General features: G+C 70.8%; 10 protein-coding genes. 6 read left to right on the forward strand and 4 right to left on the reverse strand.

Annotated features, from left to right (window positions below; all coding sequences use genetic code 11):
• Window positions 1–17: 17 nt before the first annotated feature.
• From Ade02nite_RS39335 to Ade02nite_RS39345, 3 genes are read right to left on the reverse strand one after another with little or no spacing between them, the layout of a single operon-like run.
• On the reverse strand, window positions 18–341 hold the full coding sequence (locus tag Ade02nite_RS39335) for a DUF3140 domain-containing protein (RefSeq protein ID WP_203775105.1): 324 nt from the start codon (window positions 339–341) through the stop codon (window positions 18–20).
• Window positions 334–543 (reverse strand): hypervirulence associated TUDOR domain-containing protein, encoded by a 210-nt coding sequence (locus tag Ade02nite_RS39340; protein WP_203775107.1) that lies wholly within the window; start codon window positions 541–543, stop codon window positions 334–336. The genes Ade02nite_RS39335 and Ade02nite_RS39340 overlap by 8 nt, the downstream gene beginning before the upstream one ends.
• A gap of 40 nt (window positions 544–583) precedes the next feature.
• Window positions 584–1,381, reverse strand: a complete 798-nt coding sequence (locus Ade02nite_RS39345) for a class I SAM-dependent methyltransferase (RefSeq protein WP_203775109.1) — start codon at window positions 1,379–1,381, stop codon at window positions 584–586.
• Window positions 1,382–1,703: 322 nt separating this feature from the next.
• Here Ade02nite_RS39345 and rpsA point away from each other — a divergent pair, with 322 nt between their 5' ends.
• The 5 genes from rpsA to Ade02nite_RS39370 all read left to right on the forward strand — a co-directional run bounded on the left by rpsA (window position 1,704) and on the right by Ade02nite_RS39370 (window position 9,082).
• Window positions 1,704–3,209 carry a 30S ribosomal protein S1 gene (rpsA, locus tag Ade02nite_RS39350; protein ID WP_203775111.1) on the forward strand — a complete coding sequence of 502 codons (1,506 nt, stop codon included), beginning with the start codon at window positions 1,704–1,706 and terminating at the stop codon, window positions 3,207–3,209.
• A gap of 99 nt (window positions 3,210–3,308) precedes the next feature.
• Window positions 3,309–4,496: a dephospho-CoA kinase gene (gene coaE, locus Ade02nite_RS39355; RefSeq protein WP_203775113.1), complete on the forward strand. Its 1,188-nt coding sequence runs from the start codon at window positions 3,309–3,311 to the stop codon at window positions 4,494–4,496.
• A 433-nt stretch (window positions 4,497–4,929) separates the two neighbouring features.
• Window positions 4,930–7,047 (forward strand): excinuclease ABC subunit UvrB, encoded by a 2,118-nt coding sequence (uvrB, locus tag Ade02nite_RS39360; RefSeq protein ID WP_203775115.1) that lies wholly within the window; start codon window positions 4,930–4,932, stop codon window positions 7,045–7,047.
• Window positions 7,048–7,087: 40 nt separating this feature from the next.
• Window positions 7,088–8,032 (forward strand): GNAT family N-acetyltransferase, encoded by a 945-nt coding sequence (locus tag Ade02nite_RS39365; protein ID WP_203775117.1) that lies wholly within the window; start codon window positions 7,088–7,090, stop codon window positions 8,030–8,032.
• A gap of 324 nt (window positions 8,033–8,356) precedes the next feature.
• Window positions 8,357–9,082 carry a VOC family protein gene (locus Ade02nite_RS39370; RefSeq protein ID WP_203775119.1) on the forward strand — a complete coding sequence of 242 codons (726 nt, stop codon included), beginning with the start codon at window positions 8,357–8,359 and terminating at the stop codon, window positions 9,080–9,082.
• A gap of 171 nt (window positions 9,083–9,253) precedes the next feature.
• On the opposite strand, the gene Ade02nite_RS39375 is transcribed toward Ade02nite_RS39370, so the two are convergent.
• Window positions 9,254–9,553: an antibiotic biosynthesis monooxygenase family protein gene (locus Ade02nite_RS39375; protein ID WP_203775121.1), complete on the reverse strand. Its 300-nt coding sequence runs from the start codon at window positions 9,551–9,553 to the stop codon at window positions 9,254–9,256.
• Window positions 9,554–10,078: 525 nt separating this feature from the next.
• Here Ade02nite_RS39375 and Ade02nite_RS39380 point away from each other — a divergent pair.
• Window positions 10,079–11,080: a TerC family protein gene (locus Ade02nite_RS39380; RefSeq protein WP_203775122.1), complete on the forward strand. Its 1,002-nt coding sequence runs from the start codon at window positions 10,079–10,081 to the stop codon at window positions 11,078–11,080.
• The last annotated feature ends 42 nt before the right edge of the window (window positions 11,081–11,122 follow it).

Raw genomic sequence — 11,122 nt, forward strand, 5'->3', positions numbered from 1 at the left:
CTGACCGCCCGGCGGGGCTACTTCTTCAGCGGGTCGTGGCCCCAGTTCATCAGCGAGTAGCGCCACTTCGTCTCGGACACGTCGCCCGAGGGGCGCTGCGCCGTGTGCCGGTGGACGTAGCCGACGACCTTGCGCATGTGCTCCTCGTCCGCGTCCGTCAGGTCGCCCTTCTTCTTGCCGAGGATCTTGACGATCTTGCGGCCGGAGTCGTGGCCGACCGACTCGGCGCCGGAGGACGCCTTCTGGCCCACGTCCTTCGACTCGTCGGTCCCCAGCCACTTCTCCAGCTCGCCGGCGGTCATGTTCACCGCCGACCGGAAGTCCGCGTAGACGTCAGCCACGGTGCAGCGCCCCCGGCTTGTGGACCGCCTCGCGGCCGGTCTTGTCGCTCTTCACCTTGTACTGCGGCTCGTCGGGCGAGGCGTCGACAGTGCGCCCGGCCGCCTCGGTCCGCTTGGTGATCTTCTGTTCGACCGTGCCGTGGACCGTCTCGCCGTGGCTGCGCCAGGTCACCTTGTCGCCCTTTTCCGGATCCTTGGTCATGTACGCGTGGTACCCGCGCCCGACCTCGGAAAACGGGCCCTCAGGAAACGGGCAGCCCGGCCACGAAGATCGCCGTGCCCGGGAACAGCCGCCCGCGCAGGGGGCTCCACTGCCCCCACGTCTCCTCGTGCCCCTCGGGCCACTCCGGCTCCACGATGTCGCGCAGCACGAACCCGGCGCCGACCAGCTCGCGGACCCGGTCGCCGATCGTGCGGTGCTGCTCGATGTAGGTCACCGTGCCCGCCTCGTCGCGCTCGACGTACGGCGTACGGTCGAAGTAGGAGTTCCGGGCGATCAGCCCGGTCTCGTCCGGCTCGTCCCAGAAGATCCAGCGCATCGGGTGGGTCACCGAGAAGACCCAGCTGCCGCCCGGCCGCAGCACCCGCGCCACCTCGCGCATCGCCGCCGCCGAGTCCGCCACGAACGGGATCGCCCCGAAGGCCGTGCACACGATGTCGAATACGCTGTCCGCGAACGGCAGCGCCAGCGCGTCCGCTTGCACGAGCGGCACGCTCACCCCCGTCCGGCCCGCGGCGGCCACCGCGTGGCGCAACATGCCCGCCGAGAGATCGAGCGCGACCGGGTCCGCGCCCCGCCCCTCCAGCCACCGGGCGCCCGCCGCCGCCCCCGCTCCCAGCTCCAGGACCCGCTTGCCGCGGACGTCGCTGAGCAGGCGCGCGTCGGCCTCACGCAGGCCCTCCGGGCACCAGACGAAGTCGAGATCGCCCAGGAAGGAGCCGTGCTCGGCCTGGTACTCGTCGGCGTCGGAGTCCCACCAGCCGCGGCTGGCGCGGCGGCTCTCGTCGTCCGAGACGGTCCGGGGGGAGTTTTCGATCACGAAGCAACGGTACGGCAGGGCGCGCCGCCGTCACTATTCAGCACATTACGGTCATGCTGGAGGGTTTCGGCGCAACATTGTGCCTGGGTCGTCAGGAGGGCTTGCAACCTGTGGTAATGCGCACGGTAAGCTAGTCGATGCGCTCGCGGATCGTGTGCCTCGGCAGGGAGCAGGTTCCGTGGTCGTCGGTCTCGACATGATCGACTGCAAGGATCTGCTGCTTCACGCCCAGATCTGATTCGCTCGTTCGTGCCGTGCCCGCCGGCAGTTCCGCGGGGCGCGAGAGACACCACGAAACCATCCGTTCGGAGCAACTGTCCACATGACGAGCAGCATCGAGGCCACCTCGAGCGCCAACAAGGTCACCGTCGACGATCTCGGTTCTGAGGAAGCTTTCCTCGCCGCCATCGACGAGACCATCAAGTACTTCAACGACGGCGACATTGTCGAAGGCACCGTCGTCAAGGTCGATCGGGACGAGGTCCTGCTCGACATCGGCTACAAGACCGAGGGCGTCATCCCCTCGCGCGAGTTGTCGATCAAGCATGACGTGGACCCCGCGGAAGTGGTGTCGGTCGGTGACCACATCGAAGCCCTCGTCCTCACCAAGGAGGACAAGGAAGGCCGTCTGATCCTCTCGAAGAAGCGTGCGCAGTACGAGCGCGCGTGGGGCACCATCGAGAAGATCAAGGAGGACGACGGCGTCGTCCGCGGCTCGGTCATCGAGGTCGTCAAGGGTGGTCTCATCCTCGACATCGGCCTCCGTGGCTTCCTGCCGGCCTCCCTGGTCGAGATGCGCCGCGTCCGCGACCTGCAGCCCTACGTGGGCCGCGAGCTCGAGGCCAAGATCATCGAGCTGGACAAGAACCGCAACAACGTGGTCCTGTCCCGCCGTGCCTGGCTCGAGCAGACGCAGTCCGAGGTTCGCACCGAGTTCCTCAACAAGCTGCAGAAGGGCCAGGTCCGCAAGGGCGTCGTCTCCTCGATCGTCAACTTCGGCGCCTTCGTCGACCTGGGCGGCGTGGACGGCCTCGTGCACGTCTCCGAGCTGTCCTGGAAGCACATCGACCACCCGTCCGAGGTCGTCGAGGTCGGCCAGGAGGTCGAGGTCGAGGTGCTCGACGTCGACCTGGACCGCGAGCGCGTCTCCCTGTCGCTGAAGGCGACGCAGGAGGACCCGTGGCGCCAGTTCGCCCGGACCCACGCGATCAACCAGATCGTGCCGGGCAAGGTCACCAAGCTGGTTCCGTTCGGCGCGTTCGTCCGCGTGGACGACGGCATCGAGGGCCTGGTGCACATCTCCGAGCTGGCCGAGCGGCACGTCGAGCTGCCCGAGCAGGTCGTCCAGGTGGGCTCCGACGTCCTGGTCAAGGTCATCGACATCGACCTGGAGCGCCGCCGGATCTCGCTGTCGCTCAAGCAGGCCAACGAGGGCTTCGTCGAGGGCGAGGAGCACTTCGACCCGACCCTCTACGGCATGGCGGCGACCTACGACGCCGAGGGCAACTACATCTACCCGGAGGGCTTCGACCCCGAGACGGGCGAGTGGCTCGAGGGCTTCGAGAAGCAGCGCGAGGCCTGGGAGAAGCAGTACGCCGAGGCGCGCGAGCGCTGGGAGGCCCACACCAAGCAGGTCCAGGCGTCCCGCGACGCCGACGCCGAGGCCGCCCTCAACCCGGCTCCGGCCGGCGCGGGCGCGACCACCTCGTCGTCCACCTCGTCGAGCTCGCCGGCCCCGGCGCGCGCGTCCGAGGAGCCGTCGGGCACCCTGGCCACCGACGAGGCGCTCGCCGCTCTGCGCGAGAAGCTCGCCGGCGGCAAGAGCTGACCTTGGCCGCGGCCAACCGATAGGCAGCAAGCGCGAGGCCGTCCCGACTTCGGTCGGGGCGGCCTTTCGCCGTCTCTGCACGGCGGTGATACTGGGCTCGTGCTGAGGGTGGGACTGACCGGCGGGATCGGCGCGGGCAAGAGCGCGGTGGCCCGGCGCCTCGCGCGCCACGGCGCGATCATCATCGATTCCGACGTACTCGCCCGCGAGGTGGTGGAGCCGGGCACCCCCGGGCTCGCCGAGATCGTGGCGACGTTCGGCGCCGGCGTGCTCACCACCGAGGGCCGGCTCGACCGTCCCGCCCTGGCCGCGAAGGTCTTCGGCGACGACGAGGCCCGCCGCCGCCTCGAAAAGATCATTCACCCACGGGTACGGGAGAGCGCCGCGCGGCTGCACGCGGTCGCCGCGCCCGAGGCGGTCGTCGTCAGCGACATCCCGCTGCTCGTCGAGACCGGCCAGGCGCCCTCGTTCCACCTGGTCGTCGTGGTGGAGGCGGCCCGCGACGCGCGCGTGCGCCGGCTCGTGGCGACCCGCGGGATGACCGAGGAGCAGGCCGCCGCCCGCATCGCCGCCCAGGCCGACGACGCCCGGCGCCGGGCCGCGGCCGACGTGCTGTTGATCAACGACGGCACGCTCGACGAGCTCAACGCCCAGGTCGACGGCCTCTACCGGCGGCGGCTCCTGCCGTACGAGAGGAATGTCCGCACCGGCACCTCGGCCCCGGCCCCGCGCGACCTGCGCATCGCCGACCCCGACCCGGCGTGGCCGGCCGTCGCCGAGCGGATCATGGCGCGGATCCGGCACGCCGTGCGCGACCACCCCGGCGTCACCGTCTCGCACATCGGCTCGACCGCCGTGCCCGGCCTGCCGGCCAAGGACGTCATCGACCTCATGCTGGCCGTGCGCACCCTCGACGAGGCCGACGAGCTCGCCGGCACGCTCGGCGCCGCGGGCCTGCCGCGGCGGCCGGGGGAGTGGGTCGACAACGCCCGCGGCCTGCACGGGCAGACCTGGCCCAAGCGGCTGCACGGGTCCGCCGACCCCGGCCGCCCGGTCAACCTGCACGTCCGTGTCGCCGGCTCGCCCGGCTGGCGGTTCGCCCTGCTCATGCGCGATCACCTGCGGGCCGTCCCGGAGGCCCGCGACGGATACGCCGCGGCCAAGGCCGAGTGGTCGCTGCGGCACAAGGACCGCTACACGTACGGCGAGGCGAAGGAACCCTGGTTCGACGAGGAGGCGCGCGCCGCCGACGAGTGGGCCGAGGCGACGGGCTGGCAGCCGTCCTAGACGCGGCGCCGGGGCCGGGAAGGTCCGGCGCTGTCTGGGCCGGGAAGGTCCGGCGCTGGCTGGGCCGGGAAGGTCCGGCGCTGTCTGGGCCGGGAAGGTTAGGCGCTGTTGGGCCGGGAAGGTCCGGCACTGGCGGGCCGGGAAAGATTAGGGCGCCCGCGGCGGCCGGTCCGCGCTGTGCGCGACCGCCGTGGGTGCGCTCGCCGTACGACCGGGGCGCAACGACCACGGGCCGGGCGAGGGGACCGTGTGGTGATCCCTCTCGATGCCCCGGGCGGCCGCCGCGAGCGGCCTACCCGACCAGGTTAAGTGACGTAAGCAACACCGACAACGGCGCCGGGAGGGGCCGAATGTGCACCCTGCGCACGACGGTTCGCGGAGGGCCGAAGCGGTGCGCCGAAACTTGTCGTACCCCCGACGTACGGTTGTCCCCATGGTGCTCGACATCCCGCGACTCGACGGCCGGTTCGAGGTCGTCAGCGAATTCCAGCCGGCCGGTGACCAGCCGGCCGCCATCGCTGAGCTGGAGCGACGGGTCCGGCGCGGCGACCGCCACACGGTGCTGCTCGGCGCGACGGGCACAGGCAAGAGCGCCACGTCCGCCTGGCTGATCGAGCGGTTGCAGCGTCCCGCGCTGGTGCTCGCCCCCAACAAGACGCTCTGCGCCCAGCTCGCCAAGGAGCTGCGCGAGCTGCTGCCCAACAACGCCGTCGAATACTTCGTCAGCTACTACGACTACTACCAGCCCGAGGCGTACATCGCCCAGACCGACACCTACATCGAAAAGGACTCGTCGGTCAACGAGGAGGTCGAGCGGCTGCGCCACTCGGCCACCATGTCGCTGCTCACCCGGCGCGACGTGGTGGTCGTCGCGACCGTCAGCGCCATCTACGGCCTGGGCACCCCGCAGGAATACGCGGAGCGCGCCGTCAAGGTCAAGGTCGGCGGCGAGATCGACCGTGACCAGCTGCTGCGCCGGCTCGTCGACATCCAGTACGCGCGCAACGACATGGCCTTCCAGCGGGGCACGTTCCGGGTCCGCGGCGACACGCTCGAGATCATCCCGGCCTACGAGGAGCTCGCCATCCGCGTCGAGCTCTTCGGCGACGAGGTGGAGAAGCTGTACTATCTGCACCCGCTCACCGGCGACGTGGTGCGCGAGGTCGACGAGTTGGTCATCTTCCCGGCGACCCACTACGTGGCCGGCCCGGAGCGCATGGAGCGGGCGATCCGCGACATCGAGGCCGAGCTCGAGGAGCGGCTCGCCGAGCTCGAGCGCCAGGGCAAGCTGCTCGAGGCCCAGCGGTTGCGCATGCGCACGACCTACGACATCGAGATGATGCGCCAGGTCGGCTTCTGCAACGGCATCGAGAACTACTCGATGCACATGGACGGCCGCACCTACGGCGAGCCCTCGTTCACCCTGCTCGACTACTTCCCCGACGACTACGTCACGATCATCGACGAGTCGCACGTGACGATTCCTCAGATCGGCGGCATGTACGAGGGGGACGCCTCCCGCAAGCGCATCCTCATCGAGCACGGCTTCCGCCTGCCCAGCGCCGCCGACAACCGGCCGCTGCGCTTCGACGAGTTCCTCGAGCGGGTCGGGCAGATGGTGTTCCTCTCCGCGACGCCGGGCCCGTGGGAGATGCAGCAGGCCCAGGGCGAATACGTCGAGCAGGTCATCCGCCCCACCGGCCTGGTCGACCCGCAGGTCGTGGTCAAGCCGACCAAGGGCCAGATCGACGACCTCATGCACGAGATCAAGCTGCGGACCGAGCGCGACGAGCGGGTCCTGGTGACGACCCTGACCAAGAAGATGGCCGAGGACCTCACCGACTACCTGCTCGAGAACGGCATCCGCGTGCGCTACCTCCACTCCGAGGTCGACACGCTGCGCCGCGTCGAGCTGCTCAAGGAGCTGCGCAAGGGCGACTACGACGTCCTCGTCGGCATCAACCTGCTCCGCGAGGGTCTCGACCTGCCCGAGGTGTCGCTGGTCGCGATCCTCGACGCCGACAAGGAGGGCTTCCTGCGCAGCGGCCGGTCGCTGATCCAGACCATCGGCCGTGCCGCCCGTAACGTCTCCGGCGAGGTCCACATGTACGCCGACAAGATGACGCCGTCGATGCGCGACGCCATCGAGGAGACCGAGCGCCGCCGCGCCAAGCAGATCGCGCACAACGAGGCCAACGGCATCAAGCCCCAGGCGCTCCGCAAAAAGATCCACGACATCCTCGACGACATCTACCGCGAGGCCGAGGACACCGACGCGGCGGTCAACCCGATGGTGGGCGGCGGCGGCCGGCAGATCTCGCGCGGCAAGGCACCGGTGCCCGAGACCCGCTCCAAGGGCCGGGGTGCGGCGGCCGCGCCGGCGCGCGAGGGCATGGCCCGCGCCGAGCTGGCCCAGCTCATCCAGGACCTCAACGAGCAGATGCTCGGCGCCGCGCGTGAGCTCCAGTTCGAGCTCGCCGCCCGCATCCGCGACGAGATGGCCGAGCTCAAGAAGGAGCTCCGGGGCATGGACGCCGCCGGCGTGAAATAACAGGTCGAGCCGTCCCGGCGGCCTTCCGTAGGCTGCCGGGATGACCGCGATCGACCACGCCGGCTGGACCGGCCTCACCGGCGTGCCGCCCGAGCTGGTCGCCCTGGCGGAGCGCTGCTTCACCGCCGACGGCGGCCTGCCGCTGGCCGTCGAGCGAGGCTTCCTCGCCGGCCGCTGGACCGGCCGGGGCGTCGTGGCCTTCGCCCACCGCGACGGCGACGGCCGTCTGATCGCGGCCGGCGCGGCTCGCCCGGCGCGCGGCGGGGCGTCCTTCACCGGCCTGGTCGATCCCGCCCACCGTGGCCGGGGCATCGGCTCGCTCCTGCTCGATCGCGGTCTGGCCGAGGCGAGGACCTTGGCGCACGCGCCGGCCCCGAGCGTCGGTGCACTCGCCGGCGGTGCACTCGCCGGCGGTGCCGAGCGGCTGATCACAGTGGAGACCGAGTCTCTGACCGAGGACGCGGAGGCGCTGTTCAGGTCGCGGGGGCTGCGGCGCGCCTTTGCCGAGGACGTCATGCGGATCGATCTGGCGGCGGCCGCGCCGGCCGTTCGGTGGCCCGCGGGGACGACCACGGTGAGCTGGTCGGCGGAGGTGTCGCGGCGGTTCCACGCGGTCTATGACGCCGCGTTCCGGGAGCGGCCGGGCTTTCCCGGCGATCCGGCCGACGTGTGGATCGCGGACCACGAGGACGACGAGGACTTCCTGCCGGACTGTTCGCTGCTGGCGACGCTGCCGGCGGTGGGCGACGCCGGTTTCGTGGTCGCGGCCCGCGACTGGATCGTGCAGGTCGGCGTCGTCCCGGCGGCGCGCCGCCTCGGGCTCGGGTCGGCCCTGGTGAGCGAGGCGCTGACCCGCCTGCGGGCGCGCGGCAGTGACCACGCCTGGCTGACCGTCAACCTCAACAATCCGGGCGCGGCGGCCGCCTACCGCCGGCTGGGGTTCGAGCACCGCGGACAGCGGGCGCGCTACCAGGCCCTGCTCTGAGACTCAGCCATCACGCCGCGCCGCCGCCCGTGCCCGCCGGCGGTGTGCCCGGGCTTCGCGGCTGGCGTGCCGGGCGGTGTCTGTGGCTCGGGACGGCGGTGTGCCCGGGCTTCGCGGCCGGCGTGCCCGGCGGTGTCCGTGGCTCGGGACGGGCGGACTGTGGACGGTGCCTGCCTTGGGCCCGGTCGGCTGTGGGCGAAGCGCGGCGCGCTGGTGGGGCGGTTGCCCGTGCGCCGTATGGGTATCGGGTCGCTGTCAGGTGGCGCGATCGGGCGCCGGGCGGTGTGGCGTCTCGCCCGGTGCGTACCGGGATGAGGTGGCGTGGTGATCCGTTGGGTGGATGTCTTCCTGGACCGGCCGATGGGGGCGCTCGACGCCGCCGTCTCGTTCTGGGCCGAGGTGACGGGATCGGAGCCGGCGCCGCAGCGCGATCCCGGCTTCGTGCGGCTGCTGACGGCGGCGGGGGACGACTGGGTCGAGATCCAGGGCGTTCGCTCGGGGGACGGCGGCACCCATCCTGACCTGTGGGTAGACGACCCGGCCGAGTTCACGGGACGGGTGTTGACGGCCGGCGCCTCCCTGGTGACGGATCACGGCGAGTGGGTGACGTTGCGGTCGCCGGGCGGGCTCCCGTTCTGCGTCGCGCGGTGGCGCGGTCAGCACGTACGGCCGAAGCCTTTCACCGGCCCCGGCGGCGTGACCACCCGGCCCCACCAGATCTGCGTCGACGTGGCGCCGGCGGCGTTCGACGCCGAGGTGCGCTTCTGGGAGATCGCCACCGGCTGGCGCCTCGACCCCGGCGAGCTGGCCGAGTTCCGGCGCTTGCAGCCCGAGCCGCCGATCCCCATCCGTTTCCTCATCCAGCGGCTCGACGACGAGCGTCCCACCTCGGCCCACCTGGACGTCACCTGCTCGGACATCCCCGCCGGCCGCGCCTGGCACGAGTCACTCGGCGCCACCTTCGTGGGCGAGTGGCCTTACTGGACCACCCTGCGCGACCCCGCCGGCGCCACCTATTGCCTGACCAAGGGCGACCCGGCCTCGGACTGACCCAAGCGCGACCCCGCCTCGGACTGGTCCAAGCGCTCCCCGGCCTCCGGCTGGCCCGAGGGTGACCTGACCTGCGAGCGGCCGAGGGCAACCTGGCCTTGCGCCCAGCCCGCCTTGGTGTCGCTGCCGTGCCGTGCTCTGGTGCGGGCCGGCTCTCGTACCGGTCGAGGGTCAGGCCTTGTCGGGGACGTCGAGGAAGTGCTCCACCAGCGGCGGCGTGGCGAAGAACTTGCCGATGTGGCCGCGCCACTGGTGGAAGCGGTCGGTCGCGCGGAAGTTCTCGAGGTGCGCCTCGACGCTTTCCCACTCGACGAGCAGGACGAAGCGGGACGGCGACTCGACGCCGCGGGTCATCCGCACCGAGAGGCAGCCGGGCGTGCCCGCCAGGATGGGACGGCCGGCCTGGTAGGCGGCGGCGAAGGCGTCTTCCTCGCCGGGGTGGACGTCGATCAGCGCGACTTCGAGAACCATGATCGCAGCCTGCCACAGACCCAAGTGAGCTAGCCTCCTAGGAAGCCCGGGCAGGGGTTGGCCGGCCGCACCGCAGCGGTGGGCCGGATGCACGGCAGCAGTAGGCCGGACGCGCGGCAAGGTGGGCCCCAACGCGCGGCACGGGGCGCGGCGCACAGCACGGGGGCCGGACGCACGGCTGCGGTAGCGGACGCACGCCGACGGGTCCGCGCGGGGAGAAACGACGCACCCAGCCGGAATTGTCCTGATTGAGTGGTTTGGCCGAGAGGCTGACCACCCTTTGCCGGGCCGCCCTGCCAATGAGCCGGGGTATGCGTCACAATGACTGCCGTAGGAGGGGAGTATTCCCCCGCGCCGGTCTCGTCAGCACGGAACGCCCTCGTGGGCGCGCCCGGGGCCGGTGGTCGCGAGGTTCCGCAGTGGTGGGCGGGCGCGGCGGAAGAGACCTCCGACAGTCGCACGTCGCTGCTCCCACAGGATCCTTGGGTGGGCGCAGCGTCGGACCGTGTCTGCCGGAGGTTCCTGTTGAACGTCTCCACCTGGGTGTGGGCCGTCACCCTGGTCGCTCTCGTCGCCGTCCTCGCCGTTGATCTGCTGATCATCGGGCGCCGGCCTCACGAACCTTCGATGAAAGAGTCCGGCGGATGGGTCGCGTTCTACGTCGCCCTCGCGCTTCTCTTCGGCGTCGGGGTGTGGATCGCCGCCGGTGGTGGCTATGCCGCCGAGTTCTACACCGGCTGGCTGACCGAATATTCGCTGAGCGTCGACAATCTCTTCGTCTTCGTGATCATCATGGCGCGCTTCGCCGTGCCGCGGAAGTTCCAGCAGAAGGTGCTGCTCATCGGCATCGTGCTGGCGTTGCTCATGCGGGGCGCCTTCATCGCCGCCGGCGCCGCCCTGATCTCGCAGTTCTCCTGGGTGTTCTACCTGTTCGGCGCGTTCCTCGTCTACACCGCCATCAACCTGCTCAAGGAGGGCGAGAACGACGAGGAGGACTTCAAGGAGAACATCCTCATCCGCTGGGCCAAGAAGGCCCTTCCGCTCTCGTCCTCGTTCGAGAGCGGCAAGATGACCGTGGTCACCGAGACCGGCAAGCGCCTGTTCACGCCCATGCTGATCGTGATGATCGCGATCGGCACGACGGACCTGCTCTTCGCGCTCGACTCCATCCCGGCGATCTTCGGCATCACCAAGGAGCCCTACCTGGTCTTCACCGCGAACGTCTTCGCGCTGATGGGCCTGCGGCAGCTGTTCTTCCTGCTGGGTGGCCTGCTGGAGCGGCTGGTCTACCTCAACATCGGCCTCGCGGCCGTGCTCGCCTTCATCGGCGTGAAGCTCTTCCTCGAGGCGCTGCACACCAACAGCCTGCCGTTCATCAACGGCGGCCACGAGGTGCACTGGGCGCCGGAGATCCCGATCTGGCTCTCGCTGCTGATCATCCTGGGCACGCTGGGCGTAGCCACGGTGGCCAGCCTGGCGAAGTCGTCCAGGGACCGCAAGAAGGAGCTGGCCAACACCAAGGCCTGAGATACGGCAAAGGCGCCCGGGTGGAGACCCGGGCGCCTTTTC

It is taken from the genome of Paractinoplanes deccanensis (assembly GCF_016862115.1).
Taxonomy (GTDB): domain Bacteria; phylum Actinomycetota; class Actinomycetes; order Mycobacteriales; family Micromonosporaceae; genus Actinoplanes; species Actinoplanes deccanensis.

Bases quoted from the DNA above. Each gene is read 5' to 3' on its own strand.
- Ade02nite_RS39340 (WP_203775107.1), bottom strand. From the start codon at position 543: ATGACCAAGGATCCGGAAAAGGGCGACAAGGTGACCTGGCGCAGCCAC.
- rpsA (WP_203775111.1), top strand. From the start codon at position 1,704: ATGACGAGCAGCATCGAGGCCACCTCGAGCGCCAACAAGGTCACCGTC.
- uvrB (WP_203775115.1), top strand. From the start codon at position 4,930: ATGGTGCTCGACATCCCGCGACTCGACGGCCGGTTCGAGGTCGTCAGC.
- Ade02nite_RS39365 (WP_203775117.1), top strand. From the start codon at position 7,088: ATGACCGCGATCGACCACGCCGGCTGGACCGGCCTCACCGGCGTGCCG.
- Ade02nite_RS39375 (WP_203775121.1), bottom strand. From the start codon at position 9,553: ATGGTTCTCGAAGTCGCGCTGATCGACGTCCACCCCGGCGAGGAAGAC.